The sequence below is a fragment of the Flavobacterium sp. genome (assembly GCF_024305175.1).
Taxonomy (GTDB): Bacteria; Bacteroidota; Bacteroidia; order Flavobacteriales; family Flavobacteriaceae; genus Flavobacterium.
The window spans coordinates 1-24,609 of record NZ_JAMWYY010000024.1; the positions used below are offsets into that span (position 1 = coordinate 1).

At 40.5% G+C, this 24,609-nt stretch carries 29 protein-coding genes and 1 tRNA gene; 11 read left to right on the forward strand and 19 right to left on the reverse strand.

What is annotated here, in order from left to right; translation table 11 throughout:
* The 4 genes from Q0K96_RS07695 to Q0K96_RS07710 all read left to right on the forward strand — a co-directional run.
* Positions 1 to 866 (forward strand): hypothetical protein (locus Q0K96_RS07695; RefSeq protein WP_297333426.1); only part of this gene is annotated, 866 nt, incomplete at its 5' end.
* Between the two features lie 24 nt (positions 867 to 890).
* Positions 891 to 1,457, forward strand: a complete 567-nt coding sequence (locus Q0K96_RS07700; RefSeq protein ID WP_297333427.1) for a hypothetical protein — start codon at positions 891 to 893, stop codon at positions 1,455 to 1,457.
* 60 nt (positions 1,458 to 1,517) lie between these two features.
* Entirely contained in the window at positions 1,518 to 2,021 is a 504-nt protein-coding gene (locus Q0K96_RS07705) for a hypothetical protein (RefSeq protein WP_297333428.1), read from the forward strand.
* A gap of 457 nt (positions 2,022 to 2,478) precedes the next feature.
* Entirely contained in the window at positions 2,479 to 2,922 is a 444-nt protein-coding gene (locus Q0K96_RS07710; RefSeq protein ID WP_297333429.1) for a hypothetical protein, read from the forward strand.
* A 240-nt stretch (positions 2,923 to 3,162) separates the two neighbouring features.
* On the opposite strand, the gene Q0K96_RS07715 is transcribed toward Q0K96_RS07710, so the two are convergent.
* From Q0K96_RS07715 to ssb, 10 genes are all read right to left on the reverse strand, one after another.
* On the reverse strand, positions 3,163 to 3,876 hold the full coding sequence (locus Q0K96_RS07715) for a hypothetical protein (protein WP_297333430.1): 714 nt from the start codon (positions 3,874 to 3,876) through the stop codon (positions 3,163 to 3,165).
* Positions 3,857 to 4,603: a hypothetical protein gene (locus Q0K96_RS07720; protein WP_159801794.1), complete on the reverse strand. Its 747-nt coding sequence runs from the start codon at positions 4,601 to 4,603 to the stop codon at positions 3,857 to 3,859. Before Q0K96_RS07720 ends, Q0K96_RS07715 begins: the two co-directional genes overlap by 20 nt.
* Positions 4,604 to 4,919: 316 nt before the next feature.
* On the reverse strand, positions 4,920 to 5,705 hold the full coding sequence (locus Q0K96_RS07725) for a PRTRC system ThiF family protein (protein ID WP_297333431.1): 786 nt from the start codon (positions 5,703 to 5,705) through the stop codon (positions 4,920 to 4,922).
* Positions 5,705 to 6,406, reverse strand: a complete 702-nt coding sequence (locus Q0K96_RS07730) for a PRTRC system protein B (RefSeq protein ID WP_297333432.1) — start codon at positions 6,404 to 6,406, stop codon at positions 5,705 to 5,707. The genes Q0K96_RS07725 and Q0K96_RS07730 overlap by 1 nt, the downstream gene beginning before the upstream one ends.
* Positions 6,375 to 7,562 (reverse strand): hypothetical protein, encoded by a 1,188-nt coding sequence (locus tag Q0K96_RS07735; protein WP_297333433.1) that lies wholly within the window; start codon positions 7,560 to 7,562, stop codon positions 6,375 to 6,377. The genes Q0K96_RS07730 and Q0K96_RS07735 overlap by 32 nt, the downstream gene beginning before the upstream one ends.
* 16 nt (positions 7,563 to 7,578) lie before the next feature.
* Positions 7,579 to 7,797: a PRTRC system protein C gene (locus Q0K96_RS07740; RefSeq protein ID WP_297333434.1), complete on the reverse strand. Its 219-nt coding sequence runs from the start codon at positions 7,795 to 7,797 to the stop codon at positions 7,579 to 7,581.
* Positions 7,742 to 8,392 (reverse strand): prtrc system protein e, encoded by a 651-nt coding sequence (locus tag Q0K96_RS07745; protein WP_297333435.1) that lies wholly within the window; start codon positions 8,390 to 8,392, stop codon positions 7,742 to 7,744. Before Q0K96_RS07745 ends, Q0K96_RS07740 begins: the two co-directional genes overlap by 56 nt.
* A gap of 6 nt (positions 8,393 to 8,398) precedes the next feature.
* Entirely contained in the window at positions 8,399 to 8,587 is a 189-nt protein-coding gene (locus Q0K96_RS07750; protein ID WP_297333436.1) for a hypothetical protein, read from the reverse strand.
* A gap of 47 nt (positions 8,588 to 8,634) precedes the next feature.
* Positions 8,635 to 9,678, reverse strand: coding sequence for a DUF932 domain-containing protein (locus tag Q0K96_RS07755; protein ID WP_297333437.1), 1,044 nt, complete (start codon positions 9,676 to 9,678; stop codon positions 8,635 to 8,637).
* A 28-nt stretch (positions 9,679 to 9,706) separates the two neighbouring features.
* Positions 9,707 to 10,153 (reverse strand): single-stranded DNA-binding protein, encoded by a 447-nt coding sequence (ssb, locus tag Q0K96_RS07760; protein WP_297333438.1) that lies wholly within the window; start codon positions 10,151 to 10,153, stop codon positions 9,707 to 9,709.
* A gap of 385 nt (positions 10,154 to 10,538) precedes the next feature.
* Here ssb and Q0K96_RS07765 point away from each other — a divergent pair, with 385 nt between their 5' ends.
* The 4 genes from Q0K96_RS07765 to Q0K96_RS07780 are packed head-to-tail and all read left to right on the forward strand — an operon-like array spanning position 10,539 to position 13,902.
* Positions 10,539 to 10,895, forward strand: a complete 357-nt coding sequence (locus Q0K96_RS07765; RefSeq protein WP_297333439.1) for a hypothetical protein — start codon at positions 10,539 to 10,541, stop codon at positions 10,893 to 10,895.
* Entirely contained in the window at positions 10,895 to 11,479 is a 585-nt protein-coding gene (locus Q0K96_RS07770) for an ABC-three component system protein (RefSeq protein ID WP_297333440.1), read from the forward strand. Before Q0K96_RS07765 ends, Q0K96_RS07770 begins: the two co-directional genes overlap by 1 nt.
* Positions 11,466 to 11,984: an ABC-three component system middle component 5 gene (locus Q0K96_RS07775; protein WP_297333441.1), complete on the forward strand. Its 519-nt coding sequence runs from the start codon at positions 11,466 to 11,468 to the stop codon at positions 11,982 to 11,984. Before Q0K96_RS07770 ends, Q0K96_RS07775 begins: the two co-directional genes overlap by 14 nt.
* Positions 11,974 to 13,902 (forward strand): AAA family ATPase, encoded by a 1,929-nt coding sequence (locus tag Q0K96_RS07780; protein WP_297333442.1) that lies wholly within the window; start codon positions 11,974 to 11,976, stop codon positions 13,900 to 13,902. Before Q0K96_RS07775 ends, Q0K96_RS07780 begins: the two co-directional genes overlap by 11 nt.
* A 123-nt stretch (positions 13,903 to 14,025) precedes the next feature.
* Here the strand turns inward: Q0K96_RS07780 and Q0K96_RS07785 are convergent, their stop codons facing one another.
* The 3 genes from Q0K96_RS07785 to Q0K96_RS07795 form a co-directional block, all read right to left on the reverse strand.
* Complete coding sequence (locus Q0K96_RS07785; RefSeq protein WP_297333443.1) at positions 14,026 to 15,045, reverse strand: PDDEXK nuclease domain-containing protein; 1,020 nt, start codon at positions 15,043 to 15,045, stop codon at positions 14,026 to 14,028.
* A gap of 5 nt (positions 15,046 to 15,050) precedes the next feature.
* Positions 15,051 to 16,310 (reverse strand): site-specific integrase, encoded by a 1,260-nt coding sequence (locus Q0K96_RS07790; RefSeq protein WP_297333444.1) that lies wholly within the window; start codon positions 16,308 to 16,310, stop codon positions 15,051 to 15,053.
* Between the two features lie 300 nt (positions 16,311 to 16,610).
* Positions 16,611 to 16,685, reverse strand: a tRNA-Pro gene (locus tag Q0K96_RS07795).
* A gap of 158 nt (positions 16,686 to 16,843) precedes the next feature.
* On the opposite strand from Q0K96_RS07795, the gene trxB reads away from it, so the two are divergent.
* Positions 16,844 to 17,800, forward strand: a complete 957-nt coding sequence (trxB, locus tag Q0K96_RS07800) for a thioredoxin-disulfide reductase (RefSeq protein ID WP_297333445.1) — start codon at positions 16,844 to 16,846, stop codon at positions 17,798 to 17,800.
* Positions 17,801 to 17,849: 49 nt separating this feature from the next.
* On the opposite strand, the gene Q0K96_RS07805 is transcribed toward trxB, so the two are convergent.
* The 6 genes from Q0K96_RS07805 to Q0K96_RS07830 form a co-directional block, all read right to left on the reverse strand.
* Complete coding sequence (locus tag Q0K96_RS07805; RefSeq protein ID WP_297333446.1) at positions 17,850 to 18,698, reverse strand: DUF2807 domain-containing protein; 849 nt, start codon at positions 18,696 to 18,698, stop codon at positions 17,850 to 17,852.
* A 96-nt stretch (positions 18,699 to 18,794) separates the two neighbouring features.
* Positions 18,795 to 19,535: a head GIN domain-containing protein gene (locus tag Q0K96_RS07810; protein ID WP_297333447.1), complete on the reverse strand. Its 741-nt coding sequence runs from the start codon at positions 19,533 to 19,535 to the stop codon at positions 18,795 to 18,797.
* Between the two features lie 10 nt (positions 19,536 to 19,545).
* A complete protein-coding gene (locus tag Q0K96_RS07815) occupies positions 19,546 to 21,285 on the reverse strand; it encodes a PspC domain-containing protein (RefSeq protein ID WP_297333448.1) in 1,740 nt (579 codons plus the stop codon).
* Between the two features lie 2 nt (positions 21,286 to 21,287).
* Complete coding sequence (locus tag Q0K96_RS07820; RefSeq protein WP_223052357.1) at positions 21,288 to 21,620, reverse strand: PadR family transcriptional regulator; 333 nt, start codon at positions 21,618 to 21,620, stop codon at positions 21,288 to 21,290.
* A 61-nt stretch (positions 21,621 to 21,681) separates the two neighbouring features.
* Positions 21,682 to 22,422, reverse strand: a complete 741-nt coding sequence (locus Q0K96_RS07825) for a DUF2807 domain-containing protein (RefSeq protein WP_297333449.1) — start codon at positions 22,420 to 22,422, stop codon at positions 21,682 to 21,684.
* An 81-nt stretch (positions 22,423 to 22,503) separates the two neighbouring features.
* Positions 22,504 to 22,953, reverse strand: a complete 450-nt coding sequence (locus Q0K96_RS07830; RefSeq protein WP_297333450.1) for a DUF4870 domain-containing protein — start codon at positions 22,951 to 22,953, stop codon at positions 22,504 to 22,506.
* Between the two features lie 156 nt (positions 22,954 to 23,109).
* Here Q0K96_RS07830 and Q0K96_RS07835 point away from each other — a divergent pair, with 156 nt between their 5' ends.
* Both Q0K96_RS07835 and Q0K96_RS07840 read left to right on the forward strand, forming a co-directional pair.
* Positions 23,110 to 23,562 (forward strand): DUF4442 domain-containing protein, encoded by a 453-nt coding sequence (locus tag Q0K96_RS07835; RefSeq protein WP_297333451.1) that lies wholly within the window; start codon positions 23,110 to 23,112, stop codon positions 23,560 to 23,562.
* Between the two features lie 103 nt (positions 23,563 to 23,665).
* Positions 23,666 to 24,574: a TIGR01777 family oxidoreductase gene (locus Q0K96_RS07840; RefSeq protein WP_297333452.1), complete on the forward strand. Its 909-nt coding sequence runs from the start codon at positions 23,666 to 23,668 to the stop codon at positions 24,572 to 24,574.
* The last annotated feature ends 35 nt before the right edge of the window (positions 24,575 to 24,609 follow it).

Consider the following 24,609-nt stretch of genomic DNA (forward strand, 5'->3'; position numbering starts at 1 on the left):
CTTTAGATCCATATAGTAGAGTAAAAGGATATGTGCTAAAAGATGTAAAGATTGACAAAACTGGAAGAATTGAATTATTCACTGATCAAAAATTTGATGACAATAAATTCAGTATTAATTTTAATATATTTGACTTAGTACAAAAAGTAGATTATCCTGACGGGATAAGAGCATATAAGTTTTTAGTTCACTTTAATGGATTAAATGTTTCTTCTGGTTATGGCATTACCTTTGCTACTGATGCGGATGCTCAAAAAATAGCCAGAGCCTTTAGACATTTAAGGCAAGTATGTACTCCTGAAAATGATTTGTTTAGTCAAATCCCAGCAGAGGAAAAAAAGATAAAATTAACGAGAGAAGAAACTATAGATTACATCAACAAGTTGATTCGATTCGATAGACCTTTATATCATCTTTATGCATTTGGTAAAGGTTCAAGAAGTGAAAAAACTTCATTTTATACCATTTATAAAAATCTCTTGCTCTCATATGATAACTCAACTAAGTCATACATGTTTAAGTATTCTTCAAATGGTTTTTCTTCCAGTTATGAAGGAGGTACAAGGTATTTAGAAGAAGAAATTCATTATGACAAAATAAAATTCTCAAATTATCAAAACATTGAAATTGTAAAACGAGATGATTCTTATAGAGGAGGAAATGTAAGTGAGATGGCAAGGGTAAATTTTAGTTCAGACAATTATAGTGCTCCTTATTTCTTCATTTATTTTCCTCTTAATTCCGATTCTGCCACTCCTATGGGAACCATGGAAAATTTATATGGTAAAGAATTAAAAAAACTATCCAAAGCGTTCGAGCGACTAAAAGAATTAGATTCTGATGAAAAAGATCCATTTGAAGATTAATATAACTTCAATTAATTACTGCTTATGAAGTTTATTTCTAACCTAATTATTTTTTATTTTTTACTTTCTATAAATTTAATTTATTCGCAAGACAATTTTGGTAATTCGTTAAAAACCAAAATCATCACACAAATCCTGCAAAAAACAATTCAGCAGGAAAACGAAATGCGCCAACATGTGTACACAGAAATTGATAGTTCTGGAAATGAAATAGGAATGTCTAAAATGGATATCGACAGCTTAGTAGTTACCGAACCTTTTATCATCAAAAACGACTCTCTATATTATACGACAAAACAAAAATTTGCTTATGAAAAAGGACACTACTTCGAACAACAAATTGTAGCGCTAAATGACATTACATCTGTAATAAAAGATGTGGGGATTTTCTTTGAAACCCAGCCCAATAAAGTAATTTTGATCCAAAAAGAATATTATGACGATGGGAAGTACATCAAAACAAGTACAACCACTGATTTGTTTCGCACACATTTTGTTTCACTTCAACAGAACGAATATTTAGCCGATGATTTGGTAAAAGCTTTTAAAAAAGCAGGTTATAAAATAGAAAAAGGATATTGGTATGACTAATTTAAAAGAGAATAAAACCGTCATCAAATATAAATCATTATAATAGTAATAAACATCAAAATGAAAACAATCCATCAACTTAAAACCCTAGCAGTAGTCATTTTTATTTTTACAGCTGGCAATCTTGTCGCTCAAGACCTGTTAGGTTCTTCATTGAAGCAAGTTGAAGGAGAATTGGGCAAACTCAATATCAACTACAACAAAAATGATAAAGAAAAAAGTTCCGTTACAATAGTTTATAAAACCAATCAAGAAACTAAGATTTATGAGTTTAAAAAAAATGCTTCAAATGAGTTTGTTTGCATTACCGAACAAATTGTATTAAAATTTTCGGAAACTCTTTTAGAACAGACACTAAACTACCTTGATGGTTTAGGATATGAAGAAACCAATTTTATAAATTATTTTGATAATCCGGTAGTAGTTTCTGCTAATAATAATAATCACAAAGTGAAACATTATTTTCACGTTCTTCCGATGCCTGACCCAAATGATAATAGCCAAAAACTAATGATTTTTGAATTTGATTTAAATACAGATGAATTTAAAATCAATAGGGAATAATAATGAAACAAAATATTACGCTTTTTTTGATAGTTTTCCTATTTAGTACTTCATACTCCCAAAATAAAAGCGACATAGATAGTCTGTATCAAGTAAAAAACTTCTTACTGGACATCAGAAGTACTGTAAATTTAAAAAAATGGAATGGAGCACAGCAACTAACAGATGTTACGCAACTCCTAGAGAAGGGGAAAACATATGAAAAACAATTTCATGTTTGGCTCAAAACCGTCCTCCATGAAGACAGTTGCATTTCAAAGAAATAAACAGGCAATTCAAACTCATTTTACAGACGCTAGCCTTGTACAATTCCGACTTAAAAGCCAATCCTGATCAAAAGCCAGCCAATCAAGAAGACCTGGAATTTTTAAACATCCGGATACCCAGATTGGTTGATGATATTTACCATTATTGTAAATTAGCGGAAGAAGAGCGTTTGAAAAAAATACATTAAGAAATGCAAAACCGCTTTCAGGACCAAAATTTCCGTCTCACTCACTTCCAAGAAGAAGTGACTGTGGCCTGCCCAAAATGCCATAAAAAAGCAGTAACAACCGTAAACTATGACGAAAAGAAAGCCAAGTTAACTTGCACGCACTGTGGTTTTCATGATGTAAAAGACACTTTGTTAACCCATTTGGGCTATACCGCCAATTACAAAGCAGATGCTAGTGCTTATTTTGATGTGGAAACCTGGTATTGTGCCCCTTTTAAAAACGACTTCTTTTTTGCTTACAACGAAGCCCATTTGTTGTATTTAGAACAATACATCGGCGCCAAATTGCGTGAACACAAAGACCGTTCGCATTTTACACTTTTGGAAAAACTGCCCAAGTTTTACCACGAATCTAAAAACAGGGCGGCTCTTTTAAAAATTATTGAAAAACTAAAAACGAAGTAGGCTTGCAATCAACAGTGTAGATTATATTTTACAAGGCAAGTAAAATATTAAAGACATTATAAAGCAAATAACTTAAGTGTTTTAATTTTTGCTAAATAGAGTCAAAGCAGGCGCAGGGTGTCCGACTGTGATCCCTGAGCAACGCTGCGAAACCTTTTTAATGTAATGCCGTACTATTTTTTCAAGCACATCTGCAGGAATGCCTATCGTATTTGATCTACCATACGACTGTTATTTATACTAGAAATTAGTATCTGCCAAAAGTAAATCTACGGTAGAAAAATCGGGTTTATAATAAAGCAGACGGACAAAGCCATATTTCGGGCTGAACCAATATTTGCATTTATACTGCCCGATCTCTTTTGTATAGTTGGTATTTCGCCCCTCTATCACATAGCACGGGATCCTGGCATCTTTAAATTCAAGGGTATCGGTTACAGTCCTTTCAATAATATGCTGAAAAGTTTTATTCTCAGCCAGTTTAAAAGCAGATTTCCGGACCGTCAGTTCCACCTCGGACGACGTGATCAGTTCCGCAGGATAAGTAATCCTGGGGAACGGCACTACCTCGGTAAAGGCAAAAGCTCCCAGCCTAGGGGGATGTAAAAATATTCCTTCCGCACTTTCGTCCACACCGGTGGTTTCTTCGAATGATTGGGCGGAATCGCAGTTGCTGTAGGTATACGTAATCCCTTTCTGTCCGGCCAATACCGAAGATACACTGGAAGCTCCGACCGATAATTTTAGTGTGCAGTTGCTCAGGACAGTACCCGAGGAATCGCTAAAAGTGACATTGTACGTCCACTGCCTGCCATCTGTATAAATAGAATTACCCTCTTCGAGGGTAGTGTTCTTTTGCCCGCAACCCCACAGCCCTGTTACAATTACAAGGGCTGCAGTCAGCGGTAAAACTCGTAAGCTGTAAAATTGTGAGTTACATCGTGTATACTTCATCGGTAATAAAAATTTGTTCTGAGACTTTAGGTGTAAATATAACCTGTGAAATATTACCATCCAACTCTTCCACCGAATCTTCAGTGTAGCACCTCTCGGACGTTATATAGAGATGATCAAAGGGAAATTCCTCTTTTCCGGGCTCCGGGTTGGTACCTGCTGCTTTGGCTACGGGCTGCACTACGCCGCCACCCCCAAATGATTTCTTGGTCCTGACCGTCACTGTCTTCGTGCCGTTAGGATGGGTTACTACCGTCCTTTCATTTTCATAATCCACGTTGGATGCCACAACCGAAACTGCTGCCAGTACTAAGATAGCCACAACTATCCAGTTGCAGTCCAAATCTTCGGGTTTGTCATATACTTCCTTCATTACTTCTTTGCCATCTTTCATACCTACCAGTTCAATCTTGTCTCCCTCCAGGCGGCTATTAACCGCCAGATAGGCATATTTACCATCAGGGCTGTAGGTTATAGCGTATTGTGCGACGGTTTTAACCCTCTTTAAACCATCCAGGACATTGTAGGAAATGCCAAAGACATCGTCTTTTTTAATCTCCACCGGATTAAAGGTGAGTTCCCATTTTTTTGCACCATTGGTCTCAATGGTAATCCCGTCAAAGGAATTTTTAAAGCCTTCCAGGATCATCCCGTCTTTTTCACTTCGAAGGGTTGCATTACCGGTTGCGTAATGGTTCAATCCCCTAAAATTAATTGGTGTAGCCATACTAAATTTTTTTAATGGTTATACCTTCAAATGTATAGGGTGCAGAGCAATACTTTATAAGCAGAAACAGTACACTATTTGGCAATTAGCAGCCAATTGCAGACGTTCACAACTCTTTTTCTTAGTTTTAATTATATGAAAAGTAGCGTAGGTAAACCCGGTGGTGGAGCAGCGGCAAAAGAAAACGCGCCCGAGCGGCAAATGCAGCAGGGTTATCCCGATGCTGTTGCCGGACGGTCGCATCCGCTTTAAAACGCAAAAAGGCGTTCCCGACCACAAGGGAGGGATTGCCTTTTTGCGCCGGAGTGCGGGCTAATCAGCCAACCGCTAACGGTTGGCTGCGAAAATTTGCTAAATTCAGGAAGAACCCCCTCTCAAGGGTAAACCCCTGCCTGAAAAGCTGCCACAAAAGGCTGCACCCCATCTGCGCCAGTACGGAGTTGATAAACAAATCCTGTTTTTCGAATGCTTCGGCAAGGGAACAGCTTGGCAGGTCTTCGCTGTCACCCTGCCTGAGCAGTTCGGCATATTCTGCCGTAACCTGTGGCAGGCTGCCCACAGGCACGAACTTATCCGATGAAGGTTGTTTGATGTTGCCAATGGTTGAGAGGACAACCTGTCCTGTATCCCTGCTGTTACCGAAATCCATCCAATAGCGGGGCGTATCGGAACAATACGTACTCAAATCCAAATCGTTCAACACTTCGGCAATTCCGAAACGGGCTGCTGCGCTGTCCACACAGGAAATATAAAGTGCGTTCCTGCCCGTTGCGGTATCAGTGGTAAACGATTTTTCTATGGCTTTCCAAGCCGTGCCAAAAAAACGGTTGGTACGTGTAATTAAGACGTTGGCTTTGGATAAACCGACTTCACATTCGGCAAATAACTGCCTGCCACGGTTGGCATCGGTAATTACATCATCATCCCACAGACTGACCTGAAAGCCTGCATGCCCCAACTGTTGCAGGCTGTGGGACATCCGTGCCAAGCCCGTCAGCACCTGTGAGCCTGTACCGCCTGCCCCGATAAGGCACACGGTTATAGGGTTGGTGGGGTTTAATAGTTCGGGCGCTATAAAGTGGGCTTTTAATCTCGTTTCCATTACAACAGGTTTTTAAGGGTTAGCGGTGTAGGTTTTAGGGTATCGGTCGGAAATTTTTTTTCAGGGTCTGCCATCAGTTCCTTGTAAAGGTTAAACAGGTTAACTGCTACGGGGTTGTGGTCATTGATGTGGTGCGAAAAATAGCTTTCAAAAAAATACCCCTGCCATGCGGTAATAAATTCCTCTAAGGTGGCAGCCGATTTAATGGCAACGTTTACATTACCCATACACACGTTGCCTTTTTGGTACAGGTTAAAGAATGGTGCGTGGAATAATGGTGTATCGGCGTTGGGCTTGCTTTTACCGTTGAGGGCAAAGATTTGCAGCTCTTTTTTATTGGCTTTCCACACCAATGCAGGCAGGGCAACCGTGCCGTTTTCCAATCCAAGGCTTTCGGCAAAGTACAGTGCTTGCCGTTGGGGCTTGGTGTACCATACCACACTGCCGTTATCGGACGGGTCAAGGTGCAGCACATTATCAGGCAGTATGCCCTCGGGGCGCAGGAAAGCCTTGCCTGCCTGCTCACGGGTATCTAGGGCTTTGGCAAGGCTTAGCGCTTCCCTGACCGTAAGCGGGTGCGGGTTTACAGGGGAACCTGCTTCGTCCATTTCGTAATATTCGATATACGGGGCAGTAACACCATTTGTGGTAAATACCACAAGGGCGGCTTTAGGATGGTAAAGTTGTACGTTCGTTGCCATAATCATAGCTGTTTAAGAGGTAGCACAATTCATTTAAAAGCGGGAACAGGCGGCATTCAAAATCAAGGTTGTCGATTTCCTGCGGTTGCCCGTCAAAATAGCGTTTCAGGACAGGCTCCTGTTTTGACACGCTTTCGTTAAAGTAGGCGTTAACCGACTGTTGTACGTTGTCATACAGCCACCCATCAGTACAGGCAACAAACCCGATATATTTTTCCATCGTGATGCACTCATAGTCATCATACCCGTCATCCTCGAAATCAGGCAGGCATCCTGTATCAGCATGCGTATAAATTGAGGTTTCAGGATAATCCTGCCACAAGGCGTAAAATTTTTGGGCTATGCGGTGGCTTTCCATGTCCAAATCATCACAAGGTGTAAAGGCTTCGAGCCAGTCCTCGAAGCGTTCAAGGTGTACCGTATTCCACAACCTGCGCAGCATTGTTTCCCCGTAATGCAGGGCAGCCCGTAACTGGCTTACATAGTCGTAGTAATCTTTCTGTTCCCAGTCCTCGGGGTCACCTGTTACCCATTCCGATACCATTTCATACTGCCAGTACAGGAAGCTATCTTCTGTGTAATAAGGAATGTTTGCTGTGTGGTATAGGTAGCTGAAAGTACAGAGCAGCAACCGTGCTGCTTTTTGGTGTTTCTTATCCTGCATCATGTTATACACAGGCAGCACAGGAATGTAAAATAAGGTATTGCCCGTATAGCAGGTTTCAGTTGCCTGTACTATGAAATTTCCGTTATCTTCCAACACTTCCGTTTCAATATGCTGCGGGTACTTTTGGTTGAGCAGCCTTCCTGCTTCGTGCAGGGCAACCTCCCTGCCATAGGGATAAACATACCCTTTGGTGTCGACAGGGTGTATACCATAATGGTTGCAAAGCAACGCAAAGCTGCGGTAAAAACTGTCTTTCCCGTTACCGCCTGCGACTGCCTGCCCCGTGTAGTGGGGCAGAAAACGGGTTTTCAGAAAACCATAGGCAGCAGCCCCTGCGGGGCTGACCTCGGGTGGTCGGCAAGCACTTCGGCGGTGTCTTTCCTGCGCTGCAGGTTGAGCAGGAACTCGCCTGCGTTTTTGTGCAGCAGCTTTTGCCTTTTGTTTTGGGGTAGCCGTAACTGCCCCGCTACTACTTGTTGCATATTCCATACATTAGGTTTTACAATTATCCTTTAGTCCCCATTGTGGTTTCAAAACGGTACTGTATCGTATCGTTAGTTATTTCAGGCCCTACCGCCTTTGCAGTGGTCAGTGTCGGGTAGGTATTCGCATAGAAATTCATAACAGCTTCTACGCTCCATTTCGGGTCGGGGTCAGTAAGGGCAAACTCATTGCCCTTGTCCTTGATCAGGAATACCCTCGGCAGTAGTGTGGTCTGTAGCATCTTGCTCGGTTTTAGGTTCAACGTCTATTACTTCTGTGGCAGGCTGCCCTGCTGCGAACAGGTCGGGGCTGCTGAATTTAGCCGACAGGCTTGCCCTGCGCTTTTGGATTTCCTCGGTTTTGTCCGGGAACTCTGAAGCCTGTGGCACTTTTACCCATGCTTCCCTGTATTTGCCTGCTGCTTCCAGTTTATCGACTTCCACCATAATCCCTTTGTATTTCATTTCTTTGATTTCTTCGGGCGTGGTGGGCTTGTCAGGTTTATCGGCTTTGTCCGCCTTTTCGGTTTTCTTCTTTTCCATCGCTGCATTTTTCCTGGCGGTTTCCTGTCCTTTAAGGTACTGCTCCATGTTCACGAGCAGTTTGGAGGTTTCAGTTAGCGGTGTGCTAATGGCATCAAAAAAGCCCTCACACAATTCCTTTGCGCTGCCCTTTAGTATCAGGGGCGGTATATGGTTTTTAGCGGCATCCCCGCAGCCATCATTTTGGAGCAGTACAGCGGTAGTTAGTTGTTCCCCGTCCTTTTTAACGGTAATGTTCAGGCAGCCCTCGAACGGGATGGCTGCGATATGGGCGAAAAAATTTGTAACTGGCATAACGTTTTATTTTTTGTGTTTACGTTTCGGTTCGGGGTTGCTTTCGATTACCCTTTTAATCAGGTTCAGGGCGGTTGCAATGTCAAAGGCATCGGCTGCGCTCATGGCAACGTGGTCAAGCCTTTCCATAATCGGCAGCACTTTTTTTAGGGTGGTTACTGCCTTGCGTTCTGTGGTTTGTGCTAATATGCTCATAACAATGAATTTTATGCTGCACCGCTAAGCGGTGCAGCGGTTAACTATCAATTGAATTGCAGGGCAACCGCCCCATCTTTGGCAAAGTCTCCGCACAGGTCAAAGGCCTTTTGCCCCCGTGCCTGCGCAGTACCGCCCAAACAGATGCTTTTGAGTTTGTCCTCGCCCGTCTTAAAGCTGCGAACATTTTGGTAGTAGCCCGTAACAGCATTGTATGCGCCAAACAAGGTGCCTTTGGTGGTTGCCATCGTTTGGGTATCGTCTGCCATTGCATACTCAAAGGCAGCATCACAGGCATTTTTGTACATGGTCGAAAGTTCCTCGGTAGCCCCTTTCTTTAAAAGGTTGTAGGTTTCTTTGTTCGGGCAGAGTGCCAACTGTATCAATTGCTTTACCTGTTTATCTTCAATACGCACGTTTGCCCACTGGTTAAAGATGCCCTCTAACTGCAACGACAGGGTATCGGCAACGCCCATCACTTTGTGCGCCTGTTCCAAGCGTTCTTTTGCCCCTGCGGTGTGGCGTATACGTACTACATTGGTCGCATTGCGCAACGCAGCGTTAAGCGTGTTTTGGCACACGATACGCACAGGCGTAAAGGCTGCGGTAATGCTTCCGCTGCCATCGTGGGAGGTCGTCAGGAAAATATACTTTTGGGTTACATCGTCCCCGCTGCCTACACGGATATAGCCGGGCAGCTTTGCGGTTATAAAAATGCGTTCCCCATTGCCGAGTGCGCCTGCGGTCTCATACAATATGCCGTCTCCACCGCCTACAATGCCATCGAAGAAAGCAAACGCATCACTATTTTGCACGATTTGGTAGTCCTTGCCTACCACGCCAAACACGGCTTTGGTATCGGTGCGCATCGTGGCGAACTGGTCGGGTACGGGGTAGGTGTCGAAATCGCCTGCACCCCTTGCGAAAATAGGGGCTTTGGTTACTTCGTAGTCCAAGCCTGCAAAGGCTATTGCTTCACGGCTTGTAGGGTAGTTTTCCACTATCTGCCCAAGCCCATGCCATGCGGGCTGCTTTACGCTCATAAATGCGTGTTGCCCTGTCTGCTCATTGAAATTTATATTATGTGCCATGATATTAAAATTTAAAGGTTACACGGTTTTAGAATGGGAGGTCATCGTCAGGGGCAGTACCATTGGTTAGTACTTCTGCTTCGTACACGGGTGCTGCGCTTGCTGCGGATTGATTTATAGGCTGCGCCTGTTTTTCAGTTTGCGGCTGTCCTGCCTGCGTTTCGGCTTTGCTGCTCCCGTGCAGTTTAATGTCGGTGGTGTTGAAGTTCAGCCCCGCTTTAGGCTGCCCATCGTTGCCCATCCACGCACGGGCAGACACACGCCCTGCAAGCTCTACAAGGCTGCCCTTGGTCAGGTACTGCGCTATGCCTGTAGAAAACCAGTACGCACAGTCGAAATATTCGGTTTGGGTTACACGCTCCCCGTTTTTCGCTTTGTAGTCGTGGTTCACGGCTACCGAAAAACTCACTACACTTTTGTTGTTTGACAGGTTGCGCACTTCCGCATCCCTTGTCACTCTTCCGATAATTGTCATAATCGTCCTTATTTAAATGATACAATCGTTTTTGTATCTTCTGCCAGTCCTCCAATCTGTTACAGTCCTGCCTCGCTTGCGCTCCGCATAACTTTTTCCCAAAAGAAAACCGGAAAAAGAAAGCAGGTAAACAGTGCGGGTAAAGCGGGAAAACAAAAGGAAACGGAATAAGTCCCAGGGGTGGGTTTGTGAGTGCGCGAGCAAAGCCATTATGCCGTAGTCTTTTGCTTTTACCACTGGCTTTACCTGCAATACATTAGCTGCCTTTTACCGGTTTATCTTGGGAAAAGTTTCCCTTATTAATAATGATATTGTAAAATCAACCGATTATTAGGTTTAAATATATTTTTTTCTACATTTGTTAAAATCAACCTTATCAAACATTATGGATTTAGCAACTCTCGCATTAACTGCCTATACTTTGTCGAAACCATTTCTAGAGAAATTGCAGGAAGGAACGGCAAAAAAAATAGGTGAAGACATATGGACTTTAATTAAGCTTCCTTTCACCAAGAAAGGAAAAACGGACATTGAAAATTTCGCCATTGAAAATGAGAAAGAATTTACAGACACTCTAAGGGTTGAACTTGAAAATGACCCTATATTAGCAGAAGAGCTTTTAAAAGCGGTCCAGCACGCATCCAGCATTGTTAATGGCAACTTTATCCAAAATATAAACTCTTCGGGAACTGTTGAAAAACAGATAAACATTCAGCACAATACCGGAAATATTACAATGTAATGGAAATGGGGAATCAAGATGTAAATAATACTGGTCCCGTTGATCGGCAGGTTAATGTAAATACACTGCATGGTAATATTGATTTTTCAAAAACAAGCCGCTTAGGACAACGTTTCAAAAAATTGAAAGAAGAGGTTGAAAAGGACATTCGGTACAGCGGATTTATAGATGATTTTAACAGATATAATACTGAGCTTGATGGAAGGAGTATGCCAGATAAGCTTGCTGATGGGGGCTTTAGTACTACGGAAATACGAAGGGCGACACTCAAAAAACATCAATATAGTAAGAAGTTAGAGAAAAATAAACTTTACGAGACGGCGCAGTTAATAGATCTTGAACTATTTGCAATGATCAACCTGAATTTCGAAACTTTTATTGAACCGCTTATTGAAGGGGGCGCCACCAAAGTCGCTATAAAAGAATGTGTCAGAGAAAAAATAATAATTCCAATTTTTGACCTTATAAATCAGGATGGTCAGGATGATACCTTTTTAAACTATAATGTTGATGACATATATGGGATGATATTTTTTTTAACAGGTAAATGCCACTTAAACTGGGCTAACTATGATAACCTATAATCGAGCCTTTGATTATTACCACGCAATCTATAGAATGATACGATTCTTAACGCACTTTAAGCGCGAAGATTATATCGAGCTTGACAGACTTAGGATTTGGGATTTTTATTTTCTCTTTCCAGAGCAGGTGCATAAGATTTCATTGAAAAGGGAAGAAACTGAAATTAGAGAGTTGAGAAAGCGATTTATTAAATCTAAGGATAATCCGTACAACCAGGTTTTTGATAACAAAAAGATATTTGAGCGCCTGCGTCCTTATCAGATAACGGCACTGCAATGCCTTGCATCCTACGGAATAATAAACAAAGAATTGCTAAGACAAAATAGGGTTTCAATTATATCTGAGACCTTACTGAATGAATACAGCAATAAATTTGAACAAATGAGTTACACCGAGCAGAATGTAATTGCGTTAATGACGTTGTATTTTGCAGATATATCTCTATTCGGTGAAGATGGACTTAAAAATAGAACACAGCTGATGGTAAGCAGATATGATGTATAACACGCTATTTATAAATAGACTGGCAGTACTGGCTAAGAGTGGTGAAATTGCTTACGATCAAGAATTTCATCACGGGGTTAATATTATTCGGGGTGACAATAGTAGCGGAAAATCTACAATAACGAATTTTATCTTTTACATATTAGGAGGTGATTTCACAGATTTTGTGCCTGAAGCGCGACGATGTTCTGAGGTGTATGCTGAAACACAGATGAATGGAGCTACAATTACCCTAAAAAGAGAAATAATCTTTGATGATTCCAATAGGGTTAAATCAAGAACACCTATGTATTTTTATTGGGGAGAATACGAAGAGTCACGTAACCCGCCACCGGATAAGCAGTGGCAAAAATTCGGTTACAATTCCTATCCTGAAGTAAAAAGTTTTTCAAATGTAATTTTTGATAATTTAAATATTCCTACTGTTAGAGGCGAAAGTAATATTACAATTAACCAATTGTTGCGTTTAATGTATATCGATCAAGAGTCTCCAACAAGTTCTCTTTTCCTTTATGAACAATTTGATTCACAAATTACAAGGGAGACTACTGCAGAACTTTTATTAGGCATCTATAATGATGAATTATACCAAAACAGAAGACGATTAATTGAAGTTAATAAGGAAATAGATGAAAGTAAAAGTGAAATTAAAGCAACAAAAGGTTTTTTTTCAGATCCTTTACTTTTAAATCCCGCAAATATTGAAGCAAAAATTGATAATGCGCAAAGTGAGATATCGCAAATAGAGGACAAGATAATTTCTTTAAAAAGTGCGGTAAAGAACAAAGGCATCAAAGTAAGCAAGTTCCGATTTCAGCAGTTAATAAATGAAATTGCAGAGCAACGAAAAAATATAAACAAGTTACAGGATCAATATAATCGTATAAATCACGAAATTACAGATAATGACTTTTTCATTGCAACCCTTGAAGAAAAACTAAAAGCTTTAAAAAATTCTTTAGTAACGAGAGAGTTTCTCAATAATTTCACTATTAATTATTGTCCTGAATGCCTAACTGAAATTAAAATTGCTCATAACCATGATGAAAAGGCACAATGTAAACTGTGTAAAGAAACTATTGATTCAAGTTATGGCATAACCCAGGGCAGGCGAATGGAACAGGAAATAAGTTTTCAAATTACCGAATCAGGTTCAATTCAAAAAGCACTTAAAAAAGATTTGGAGATATTGGGACCAAAGTTAAAGAAGGAAATTGGTAAGTTACAGGGTTTACAGAAAATGTATGATGAAGAAGTAAATGATGTTAAAAGTAGTAGGCAGGAAGAGATAGAAAATCTTGCGGTGGAAAAAGGGTTCCTCGAAGGTGAAATTCTTCAATATCGTACGCTTCTAGAAAATGCACTGTATTATGCTGGCTTGCTAGAAAAGCGTGATAAATTGCTTCGCGAGAAAGACCTAATCGAGGCGTACATCAAGCATACGGAGCAACAGCAAAATTTGCTTAAAAATAAAATTGAGTTGAAGATTAAGCAAGAAGCACTTTACTTACTTAACAATGATCTTCACCGGCAAGACGAATTCAAAAATGCTAATGACTTTCATGTTGACTTTTCCAACAATATTGCATTTTTAAGCAGCAAATATGGTAAGTATTCAGCTAGTTCAAATTTCTACCTGAAGATTACTGCAAGGTTTGCAATATTCTTGGCATCACTCTCGATTCCACAAATGCGTTATCCACGATTTATTGTTGCCGATAATATGGAAGATAAGGGGATAGAGGAAAAACGGGCCCAGAACTTTCAAAAAATATTGATAGAAAGACTTATGAATTTTGATCCGAAAAGTTATCAAGTAATATATACTACATCATATATTACAGAAGAACTTAATAATAGTAATTTGGTTGTTGGAGAGTATTATACTACCAACAATAGAACATTAAAAAATATTTAAGCATAAGCCTTCTTGATTGCGGAGAGAAGGCTTAATAATATTTTACATTGTTAGCATTGTCGCAGATTTCAAGTTTAACATCTGTCTCCGATTTAACTTCAACCTTAGCAATAATATCCGTAATTAATTTTTAATAAGTTTAGCCAGACTCTCCTTACTGGGCAGCACCGTCGTATATTTACTTGCAAATATCCGCTGATTGTTTTCAGGCAAGGTAAATTCCACAACCGCTTCACTTTTATCCTGACATAGAATAATACCTATGGTTTTATTTTCCTCAGGAAGCCGCATTCTCCTGTCGTAGAAATTAACGTACATCTGCATTTGCCCGATATCCTGATGCTTAAGTTCACCGATTTTTAGGTCAATTAGTACAAAGCACCTGAGGATCCGATTGTAGAACACAAGGTCTATCCTAAAATGCTTCTCATCAAAACTGATGCGTTGTTGCCTTGCTACAAAGGTAAACCCGGTTCCAAGTTCCAGCATAAAATGTTCCAGTTTCTCAATAAGCTTCTGTTCCAATTCGTTTTCAGAGTAAGTTGATCGTTCCGGCAGGCCGATAAATTCTAAAATGTAGGGATCCTTTATTGCATCCTGGGGCTTTTGCAATAGTTGGCCTTCTTTGGCTAGCCTTCGAACCTGCGATCCATTTCTGCTCAACGACAGACGTGTATAAAGCGCCGTATTATATTGCCTTTCCAATTCCCTAAGGCTCCAGTTGTTCTTATAAGATTCGATTTCGTAAAAGTTCCTTTCGTATACATCTTCAATACGCATTAATTTTAGATAGTGGGACCAGCTTAATTGAAATTTTCTGACAGGTTTATCATCGCTCTCAAATTCCGCAGACAGTGTCTGCGCTTTTGAGTATACAAGGTAAAATTGGCGCATCTGCTCCAGATTTCGCTGTGAAAAACCCTTTCCAAAATCTGCCGTTAACTTTATTGAAAGCGTTTTTATGAGTTGCTTTCCGTAATCAGCCCGCTCATTGCCATTTTGTTCTTCATGAACTATCATTCGGCCTATCTCGTAATAAGTCAAAACCATTGTATGGTTTACCGACTGGACAATCCTGCCCCTTGCTTCAGTAAGTAGCTCAGAGATCCTCTGCGCCAGTTGATTTGTTGCTGTAGGTTCCATAATTCTTAAGATTGGGCAATCGCTAAATTATCGGCTTCATTTCCACATAGGCGCTCTTTAAGCCTGCCCATATCCTCGCTGACTTTCTTCTCAAGGACCTTTGCGTATATCTGTGTTGTCCTTATGCTGGTATGCCCAAGCATCCTTGATACGCTTTCGATCGGTACGCCATTGCTGAGCGTCACAGTAGTTGCAAAAGTATGCCTGGCTATGTGGAATGTTAACTTTTTGGAAATATCGCATAGGTCCGCAATCTCTTTAAGATAGCCGTTCATCCTTTGGTTGGAAAGCACGGGAAAAACCGTTCCGCTTGATTGCGCTTTGGGGTTATCCTTGTACTGATCCATAATTCGCTTTGCCTGCGGCAAAATAGGTACACGGACGCTGGTATCGGTTTTTGCACGGCTAGTGTAAAGCCATAAGCCCCCATCAATACCCGTAACGATATTATCAGGCGTCAGGCCGGCAAGGTCTATAAAGGCCAGCCCTGTATAGCAGCAGAAGAGGAACATGTCCCGAACGTTTTTCAGCCTTTCAATCTTAAATACCTTTTTTTCAAGCAACGAGAGTTCTTCAGATGTCAGGCACTGGCGCTCTACCTTATCGAAATGTTTTTTAAAATTGGCAAAAGGGTCTTTTTCGAGCCAATCGAGCTTAATGGCCAGGTTCACCATCTTACGGAGCCTCTCAATGTGCTTCATTATGCCATTGTTGTGTAGCCGCTGCTGGTGGTCTTTTGGTACGTACGACCTGAGATAGCTTTCAAAATCCAGTAAAAAGCGGTAGGTAAGCTCTGAGAGCAGTATATCGTGGCGGTGGTATTTGTCCCGCAGGAACTTGCCGATATAGCGTTGTGTCGTCGCGTAATTCTTCATAGTACCCGGTGCGAGCTTATAAGCTGCCTCCTGGTTATGGTATTCAAAAAGTTTCTTAATGGTTATGGCATCTTCATCGTGGCCTGTAAACAGCGCTTTGACACTGTCAACGTTAATTGGCTTTCTTTCCTGTATAAGGTTATGGTAGCCGTCGGCTATTATACTCCTGATTCGCTCGATATAGTTGTTAAGGCCGGCACTTTCGTCCCTTTTTCCTTTAGCCCGTCCTTTAGCTTCATCCCAGAATTTTGGATCAATTTTTTTCTTAAGTGAAATTTCAGACCTTCGGCCGTTTACAGTAATTCGTGCATAGACAGTTGCTTCTGTTGCCTTTTCATTTTTTGGAATCCTGATGATGAACTGGATACCAAAGGTGTTTGTGCTCTTCATACCAAATGTGGTTTAAATTAAACATTACATTAAGTACCGATTCAAAATGCTTGCGAATCGTGAGCGGCTTCAAGAGGCTACATTTGGCAGTAATAAATGTTAAAAAATCTATGTAACAATTTGTTATTCATTTTTTTAACCCTGTTTTTGTGAGTAAATTTTTTTGAATTGAAATTTACTCACCTAATTACTCACAAAAATATTGATATAAATGCTGTTTTCATTTTAGGGTATAAAACGAAAAAGCCCGCAAATACTGAGTATTTGCGGGCCAACAGAAGCCACTGAAAGACTTCAAAGTCGGGGTGGCAGGATTCGAACCTGCGACCTCCTGGTCCCAAACCAGGCGCGATGACCGGGCTACGCTACACCCCGCGCTGTTAATAAACAGGGTGCAAATATAGTACTTAATTTTTTACTGCAAAGCCATAAGTATAATTTATTTTTAAAATAGCCAAAACTGATAATCAACGGTAGGTGTTATTTAATTAAAAACTTACATTTGCATCACTACAAACAATAGCTTAAACACAATGAGTGATACAACTATAGAGAAAATTAAATGCTTGATTATAGGTTCCGGGCCTGCAGGTTATACAGCGGCAATATATGCATCCAGGGCAGATATGAACCCTGTGCTTTATACTGGTATGGAACCTGGCGGGCAGCTTACTACTACAACAGAAGTTGACAATTTTCCGGGCTATCCTGATGGGATAGACGGCCCCACAATGATGATTCACCTGCAAAAACAAGCCGAGCGTTTTGGCACGCAGGTACGTATAGGCATGGCTACTGCTGTCGAGTTTAGCCGCGAAAAAGGTGGCTGGCATAAAGTAATTATAGATGGCAATAAAGAAGTACATGCCCACACCATTATAATTGCTACAGGTGCAACGGCTAAATACCTGGGCTTGCCAAGTGAGCAACGCCTTAGGGGCGGGGGAGTATCGGCGTGTGCTGTTTGCGATGGTTTCTTTTATCGCGGGCAGGATGTAGCCATAGTGGGTGCGGGCGATACCGCAGCCGAAGAGGCTACTTACCTTGCAAACATATGCAAAAGTGTTACAATGCTTGTAAGGAAAGATTACATGCGTGCAAGTAAGGCTATGCAGCACAGGGTAGAAAATACACCTAACCTTAAGGTACTTTATAATACAGAAGTTGATGAAGTATTAGGTGACCAGGTTGTTGAAGGGCTAAGGATGGTTAACAACAAAACACAGGAAAAATCGGAAATAAAGATAACCGGTTTATTTGTTGCGATAGGGCATAAGCCTAATACAGATATTTTTAAAGGCCAGCTTGATATGGATGATACCGGCTACCTTATTACTATGGGTAAAACGGCTAAAACTAACCTTCCTGGTGTGTTTGCCTGCGGAGACGTTCAGGATAAGGAATACAGGCAGGCTATTACAGCAGCCGGATCTGGATGTATGGCAGCACTTGATGCTGAGCGTTACCTAAACACGCTTGAGAGCCATTAATCAGCAATATAGAATAAAAAAGCAGCGCCATATGGCGCTGCTTTTTTATTTAAAATAATCGTTTCTCTTCGTTACGCTTATATAGGGTTGCATTATCAGCAAATTTTTTAAGGTCTATTTTAGGAGTTCCGTATAGTTCTACTTCTGCCTTTCCTGTTGCAGATACGCCAATAGTTTCAGATGCCAGTACATTACAGGTACTATAGCTTTCAGCAAGCAATTCCAGCGCTTTTACAGTAAATTTTTTAGCAGTAAGCTCGGCATTATTATCCAGCCTTATTTGCGCCCTGGCAGCATCACCTTCTATGCTTGCGGTGGTTTTCTGGTATAAATCTATCTTAGCCGATTGTGTTGCAACAAGTGCTTTCAGGTCGGCATTTTTGCTTAATTCAATAACGGTGCTGTCGGCCTGAATATTGGCTTCGGCCTTAGCTTTATCATTCATCTTCAAAGTAAAATTTTTCGACTTTACATTTATAAATGATTTAGAATAGTCAAGATTGGTAATAGTTATGTTATCAAGCTCCAGCGCCATAAGCGCATTAAGTACTACTTCGTGCTTTGCAGTTACTGTTGTAAGCGTACCTGTATAAGTAAGCCTTATGCTGAATTTTTTAAAAGCAGATACATCTTTTGTTGTAGTGATGCGCAGTGTGTTACCGTAATACTCGGTACTGATAACTTCATGCAGGTTATCATCGGCTTCTATTTCCAGCCCCTGCACATCTCCCTTCACAAGAAATACTTCTATATTATCTTCAATTTCAACCGCTTCAAACGGATTTATTTCCCGCTGCGTAACGGTTACGGTTTTAGAGCCTTTAATCTTTTCCTTTTTTTGTGCAACGGCAACGCCACAGCAAAGTATTGCTACAAGCAATACAATTACATTTTTCATAGGATGTGTGTTTTGTATATTGGCTAAAGGCAAATATATAAAAAAACACCTGCCATGGCAGGTGTTTTTAAAATATACCTAATCAGGTTTAAGTTCTCAGTTGCGGGATACGCTTCCGCCCGATGAAGTTTGCTTATCAATATGTGCAGGATTGCCATTATATACTACCGAACCACCGCTTGAAGCCTCTGCATCTAACGATTCTTTAACGGATATTCGTATACTGCTTCCGCTTGATGCATCTGCTTTTGCATATTCTGCAGATAGCTCTGTGGCGTCAATGCTGCTCCCGCTTGACGAAGATGTTTCCGCTTTTTTTGCTGCCCCTTTTACAGTCAGGTGGCTTCCGCTGCTGCTTTCGCAGATAACATTTGCCGCCTGTATGCTTACATCGAGGCTGCTGCCACTGCTTGAGGACAGGTTAAGGTTATCTGATTTTACAGTAGCAGTACCTTTTAATGATGAGCCGGATGAAGACGATAAGCCATCTATAACAGGCATTTTTACCATTACCTTTTTACGCTTAGCGCTACGGATGTTAACATCACAGCGAATGCTTAGCTCGTTGTTCTTAACTTCGGTGGTAATATGGTTATGTAAATTATCGTCTGCTTCAACAATAACCGAAAATGTATCGGCCTGCTCTACTGTTACTTCGAGCCCGCTGCCGGATGATACATAAGTAAAGCCGCCGTTTATGTTGCGGTCCTGTGTTATAACATTACCACTGCCCGGAATACCTGTTACAGAGTTTTGTACAAAACTGCACGACCCAAAAAGTAATATTGTAATGGCAGTAATAATTAATTTAGTTACCTGTACAATCATTTTTATCATGGCTGTTATTTTAGTTGTTAGTTTTTGTGCCTGAAATGCTGATGTTAAGACTGTCTTTATCGTCTTTAAGGTTAACCTTAATTTCCTCCCCGTTTATTTTTATATTTCCCGAAGCGCCGCTAAGATTAATATTTTCTTCTGTTTCACCTCCTTCTTCATGGGCCTGTTCAGTGCAGGTAAGGCATTTTACATCGTTCTCTTCCATACGGTAAACATTTTCGCTGTCAAACCACAGGTCGAAAAAGTTATTATCGGTGTCATCATATTCCTTAACGCTTGCATCCGGGTAAAATACCGTGCTTTCCGGCAGGTATAGGTACAGTTCTACCTTTTGCCCGCGGTATTTGTGCTCTGATCCTGTTGTGAAATAATTATCTAAAATTAATGTATTTCCTTCAGTAACAAAATTATAATCTATAAAACCTGCACGCTCACGAGCTTCGGAAGCCGAATTACCCAAAGATATTTTCTCTATTTGCAGGTAGGGTACAGCCTCATCTGTTTTCATTATATACAGGTGAACGTTGTTAGAATATATTATATTATTACCGTTCATGTCCTGCGTAAACCTGAATTCGTCTTCTTTATACCACGATTTACTGAAATAGCTGTTATATTTAAACTTAATATTAAGAGTATCGGCAGTAGCTACGGTAAGCTCTTTACGTTCAAATGTTTTACCCCTGTGGCTTATTTCGCTACTCTCTGCAACACCCACATAAATAAGCCCTGCAATAGAGATTATCCATAATAACAACAGGGTTGTTTTTGTTATTGTGCCTATTGGCCTAAGATTTTCTACCAAAATTTTTAACCCTAACAGGAAAAGCACGAACAAAGGTATGGCTATGGCAAAAAGCCCAAGCAGCCCTATAAGCCATATAGGTGTACCTGTGTAGTTGAACCCATCAGCATACGGAAACCATATAGAACGGCCCGGTAACGATGAAGAGAACAAAGCAATAAAGAACATTATAACAACTCCTATTATAGATACCGCTGCAAATATGGTAATAAATGCACCTATAAGTTTGGCAAAGCCTTTAAATATTGCCGTAAAAACTTTGCCTAATCCGTTTCCCACACGTTCTGCACCGCGCCTGGCGTCGGTACCCATTTTCTCATAATCCACATTCTGAAATTTTGTGCCTAAGGCTTCAAACTCTTCGCGCACCTTTCGTTCTATGTTAGAAATATTTATGGGTTCGCCTGTCATTTCAAGCTTCTCGGTAGTTGTTATTGCTTTAGGTATAAGTACCCAAAGCAAAATGTAAATAAATATGCTGGCTCCGAAAGATATAAATAATGATATCACAAATATTATTCGCAACCAAAGCGGATCTATCCTGAAGTAGTGGGCAAGGCCGGCACAAACCCCTCCAATCATGGCCTTATCTCCGTCCCTGTAAAACTTTTTGGTGCGGGGCGGTATATATCCGGGTGTGCTGTAGTAGCTGCCTGATGTACTTTTTTGTGCAGGGCCCTCGTCATCTATCCTGTAGTCTTCCGGCTCGCCCATAATGGTAATAACTTCTTCTACTTCGCGAATGCTTACTACCTGCTTATCATTCTTCAGCTTTTCATTTAAAAGTTCTGCAATCCTGCCTTCGATGTCGCTCATAATTTCATCTTTACCGTCAGGGGCAAGCGAGCGCCGTATAGCATCAAAGTAGTGATTTAATTTTTGATAGGCATCTTCATCAATATGGAAGAAAAAACCTCCTAAATTTATACTGACTGTTTTGTTCATGGCTATGCGTTTTGGCTGGTTATTATATTTACTGCATCGGATAGTTCCGTCCAGGTTATGCTAAGTTCTTTTAAAAATTCTTTTCCTTCATCGGTAAGGCCGTAATACTTTCGCGGTGGCCCCGAGGTAGATTCTTCCCAGCGGTAGCTGAGCAATCCGTCGTTTTTAAGTCTTGTCAGCAGCGGGTAAACTGTACCCTCTACAACAAGCAGCTTTGCGTTTTTAAGGGTGTCGAGTATTTCTGAAGTATAAGCATCTTTCTCTTTAAGTACAGAAAGTATGCAGAACTCGAGTACCCCTTTTCGCATTTGTGCCTTAGTGTTCTCAATATTCATCGGCTTTATATTTAATGTCGTTCACTTTATTACTATTTATGGCTTATATAGTACCAAATTATTAATTTCTCTTCATTGCAAAGGTATTGTCTGCTAAAATAACCTCTTCGGGAGTACCGGAGTAGCTTATGGCAGAAGAATTATCGGTATTTGCTTTAACTTTCTGCTTAACATTAATGGCAACAGAAGACATGTTTACAGCGTGTATATCTGCCGATTCAGAGGTAAAAGTACCTGCTATCAGGGTTCCGCCGCTACAGGTTATATCACTTTCTACTGCATGTCCCAGTAGCCTGGCATGGGCACCGCCCCGAATGTCGGTAACCAGCTCGCCGGTAACTATACTGCCTTTAAATGCCGCGCCCGATTTTGCTTTTAATATCATTTTCTCAGTAGCGTTAACATTGCCGCTAAACATGGCACCCGTTTTAAGTTCAAGTACAAGCTGCGGCACATCAATTTCGTTAGTTACCCTAACCATTGCACCTGCCGAAGCCTCTATACTTGCCATGTCATTATCGGTAATATATACCTTAACCGGCCCGGTTGCGGGAATATCAGTATCATTTTTAGCAAGGCTAATGTGCAATGTGTTGCTTTTTAGCCTGGTTACTACATAAGGCAGGTTCTGGCTGCTGCATTCTACCTTTACACTTTCGGTATCTCCGTGGGTATATACTACCTCTATACCGTTTTGAACATTAATGGCATTGAAACCTGTAACATTTCTTGTTTCTGCCTTTTGTGCTGTGGCTGCCATACCGCTAAGGGCTAGTGCAGCAATTACTAACATTGTTTTCATAAACTGTCCGTTTTTAATTGATGATTGATGATTGATGATTGATGATTGATGATTGATTTTGCCCTTACGGGCGCTGGCTGATTATTTTATAAAATTTATGGTTAGCGGATATTTATATACTTCGCCGTTGCTGTTTTTTACCGCAGCATAAATAACTAGGCAAAACTCTATTACTTTAAGGGCGGCAAATAATAAAAGGATTACAACGCTTATAATTACTATAGTAGTTATTTTACCTGCTGTAAACTCTTCTGCAATCCAGTTACAGTTGTTTATTGTAAAGCTGGTGTTGTTAAATATGTTATAAAGCAGTACAGGTATGGCAATAAGCAATATACCAACAAAGTAAACCAGCAGGCTTAGCTGAAAGTTTATGGCTGCCCTGCCGTTTCTGTCTATAAATTCTGAATCTTTTCTTTTCATGCTCCATATTAGTACGGGGAATATATAGTTACCCAATGGAAAGAAATACTGCGTAAAGGTGCTTATCTGAAGCAGTATAGATGCGTTTTTGTCGGCTGTTGTTATCATAGTACAGGTTATTAGCTATTAATATTCTATGCAAATATATGTTTGTAAAAAGGTATTATGCAATACAAAGTACTAATATTTAACAAAATTTTAACAAATTTAAATAATGTGTAGTTTAAAAAAATTATGGGTATATTCGTTTAAAATTAGGCTATTATGCAGTTTACACCATCAAAATTAAATACATTTTTATTTTTCAAATTACCTTCTGCATATTGGTGCGGTGTTCGTGTTAAGCGTATAAACGGAGAGGCATGTACCGCTACAGTAAGGCATAAATGGTTTAACCAGAACCCGTTTAACTCTATGTATTTTGCAGTACAGGCAATGGCGGCTGAGCTGACTACGGGAGCTTTAATGATGTATCATATAAACCGGAGTGGCAAAAAGATATCAATGCTGGTTGCTAATAATAAAGCAGCCTTTACTAAAAAAGCTAAAGGGCGAATAACATTTACCTGCAATCAGGGCGAACTGGCAGTACATGCAATTGCGCAGGCTGTTGCAACGGGCGAGGGGCAGACATTATGGATGACTGCAGAGGGTAAAGATGAGAGTGGAGATACGGTATCGGTTATGGAATTTGAATGGACAATTAAAGCCAAATAATTTACATCAACTTTGTAAAACATTAGTTAAAGGTATACTTATTTAACTTTTAATTATAGCTTTAGTACAGGGCATACGTATATATTTGTTAAAAATTGGAATCATGAGAGTGTTAGTTACGGGAGCTACAGGGCTGGTGGGCAATGAACTTGTTTCGCTCCTTCTTAAAAACGGAACTTATATTAATTATCTTACAACATCTGAAGACAAAATACAAAATGAAGAACGGTACAGAGGGTTTTACTGGAACCCTGATAATGGCACCATTGATGAAAACTGTATTGAAGATGTAGATGTAATTATCCACCTTGCAGGAGCTTCGGTATCTAAAAGATGGACAAATGCATACAAGCAGGAAATACTTGAAAGCCGTGTGCTTTCTACTAATATTCTTTTCAGCCTCCTTAAAAACAAGCCTAATAAAGTATATCAGTTTATATCTGCTTCTGCCATTGGTATATATCCTGATAGTACTGATAAAGTATATTCTGAAGAAAATGAAGAGGTAGACAACTCTTTTTTAGGCAATGTGGTAAAAAAATGGGAAGAGGCTGTTGACCAGATAAAAAGGCTGGATATAAAGGTTGCCAAAGTAAGGACAGGCATTGTACTTTCGGGTAACGGGGGGGCGCTTATAGAAATAGCAAAGCCGGTTAGGCTAGGTATGGGCTCTCCGTTGGGTACTGGTAAACAAATGCAGTCATGGATACACATTCAGGATCTTGTTAATATATACCATTTTATTCTTAAAGAAGAGCTGGATGGCGTTTATAATGCTGTTGCACCCTATCCTGTAACCAATGCCACACTAATGAAGATGGTTGCCAAAGTACTGAATAAGCCATTTTTTATGCCAAACGTCCCTAAGTTTATGCTGGAAGCGGTTTTAGGCGAAATGCACCAGATTTTGCTTAGCAGCCAGAATGTTAGTGCCCGTAAAATTATAGGTGAAGGTTACCAGTTTAAATACCTTTCGTTAGAAAAAGCCGTAAAAGAGGCGTTAAGGAAATAATTATCTTTATCGCCTTCATATAAATGATTTAATTT

Excerpts from the sequence above, each read along its gene's own strand:
- Q0K96_RS07780 (WP_297333442.1), top strand. The coding sequence starts at position 11,974 with ATGATGTATAACACGCTATTTATAAATAGACTGGCAGTACTGGCTAAG.
- Q0K96_RS07790 (WP_297333444.1), bottom strand. The coding sequence starts at position 16,310 with ATGAAGAGCACAAACACCTTTGGTATCCAGTTCATCATCAGGATTCCA.
- Q0K96_RS07765 (WP_297333439.1), top strand. The coding sequence starts at position 10,539 with ATGGATTTAGCAACTCTCGCATTAACTGCCTATACTTTGTCGAAACCA.
- Q0K96_RS07710 (WP_297333429.1), top strand. The coding sequence starts at position 2,479 with ATGCAAAACCGCTTTCAGGACCAAAATTTCCGTCTCACTCACTTCCAA.
- Q0K96_RS07840 (WP_297333452.1), top strand. The coding sequence starts at position 23,666 with ATGAGAGTGTTAGTTACGGGAGCTACAGGGCTGGTGGGCAATGAACTT.
- Q0K96_RS07830 (WP_297333450.1), bottom strand. The coding sequence starts at position 22,953 with ATGATAACAACAGCCGACAAAAACGCATCTATACTGCTTCAGATAAGC.
- Q0K96_RS07725 (WP_297333431.1), bottom strand. The coding sequence starts at position 5,705 with ATGGAAACGAGATTAAAAGCCCACTTTATAGCGCCCGAACTATTAAAC.
- Q0K96_RS07785 (WP_297333443.1), bottom strand. The coding sequence starts at position 15,045 with ATGGAACCTACAGCAACAAATCAACTGGCGCAGAGGATCTCTGAGCTA.
- Q0K96_RS07750 (WP_297333436.1), bottom strand. The coding sequence starts at position 8,587 with ATGAGCATATTAGCACAAACCACAGAACGCAAGGCAGTAACCACCCTA.
- Q0K96_RS07815 (WP_297333448.1), bottom strand. The coding sequence starts at position 21,285 with ATGAACAAAACAGTCAGTATAAATTTAGGAGGTTTTTTCTTCCATATT.
- Q0K96_RS07810 (WP_297333447.1), bottom strand. The coding sequence starts at position 19,535 with ATGATAAAAATGATTGTACAGGTAACTAAATTAATTATTACTGCCATT.
- Q0K96_RS07705 (WP_297333428.1), top strand. The coding sequence starts at position 1,518 with ATGAAAACAATCCATCAACTTAAAACCCTAGCAGTAGTCATTTTTATT.
- trxB (WP_297333445.1), top strand. The coding sequence starts at position 16,844 with ATGAGTGATACAACTATAGAGAAAATTAAATGCTTGATTATAGGTTCC.
- ssb (WP_297333438.1), bottom strand. The coding sequence starts at position 10,153 with ATGACAATTATCGGAAGAGTGACAAGGGATGCGGAAGTGCGCAACCTG.
- Q0K96_RS07730 (WP_297333432.1), bottom strand. The coding sequence starts at position 6,406 with ATGGCAACGAACGTACAACTTTACCATCCTAAAGCCGCCCTTGTGGTA.
- Q0K96_RS07820 (WP_223052357.1), bottom strand. The coding sequence starts at position 21,620 with ATGAATATTGAGAACACTAAGGCACAAATGCGAAAAGGGGTACTCGAG.
- Q0K96_RS07835 (WP_297333451.1), top strand. The coding sequence starts at position 23,110 with ATGCAGTTTACACCATCAAAATTAAATACATTTTTATTTTTCAAATTA.
- Q0K96_RS07745 (WP_297333435.1), bottom strand. The coding sequence starts at position 8,392 with ATGCCAGTTACAAATTTTTTCGCCCATATCGCAGCCATCCCGTTCGAG.
- Q0K96_RS07770 (WP_297333440.1), top strand. The coding sequence starts at position 10,895 with ATGGAAATGGGGAATCAAGATGTAAATAATACTGGTCCCGTTGATCGG.
- Q0K96_RS07700 (WP_297333427.1), top strand. The coding sequence starts at position 891 with ATGAAGTTTATTTCTAACCTAATTATTTTTTATTTTTTACTTTCTATA.
- Q0K96_RS07715 (WP_297333430.1), bottom strand. The coding sequence starts at position 3,876 with ATGAAGTATACACGATGTAACTCACAATTTTACAGCTTACGAGTTTTA.
- Q0K96_RS07805 (WP_297333446.1), bottom strand. The coding sequence starts at position 18,698 with ATGAAAAATGTAATTGTATTGCTTGTAGCAATACTTTGCTGTGGCGTT.
- Q0K96_RS07740 (WP_297333434.1), bottom strand. The coding sequence starts at position 7,797 with ATGCTACAGACCACACTACTGCCGAGGGTATTCCTGATCAAGGACAAG.
- Q0K96_RS07825 (WP_297333449.1), bottom strand. The coding sequence starts at position 22,422 with ATGAAAACAATGTTAGTAATTGCTGCACTAGCCCTTAGCGGTATGGCA.
- Q0K96_RS07775 (WP_297333441.1), top strand. The coding sequence starts at position 11,466 with ATGATAACCTATAATCGAGCCTTTGATTATTACCACGCAATCTATAGA.
- Q0K96_RS07720 (WP_159801794.1), bottom strand. The coding sequence starts at position 4,603 with ATGGCTACACCAATTAATTTTAGGGGATTGAACCATTACGCAACCGGT.
- Q0K96_RS07735 (WP_297333433.1), bottom strand. The coding sequence starts at position 7,562 with ATGGAATATGCAACAAGTAGTAGCGGGGCAGTTACGGCTACCCCAAAA.
- Q0K96_RS07755 (WP_297333437.1), bottom strand. The coding sequence starts at position 9,678 with ATGGCACATAATATAAATTTCAATGAGCAGACAGGGCAACACGCATTT.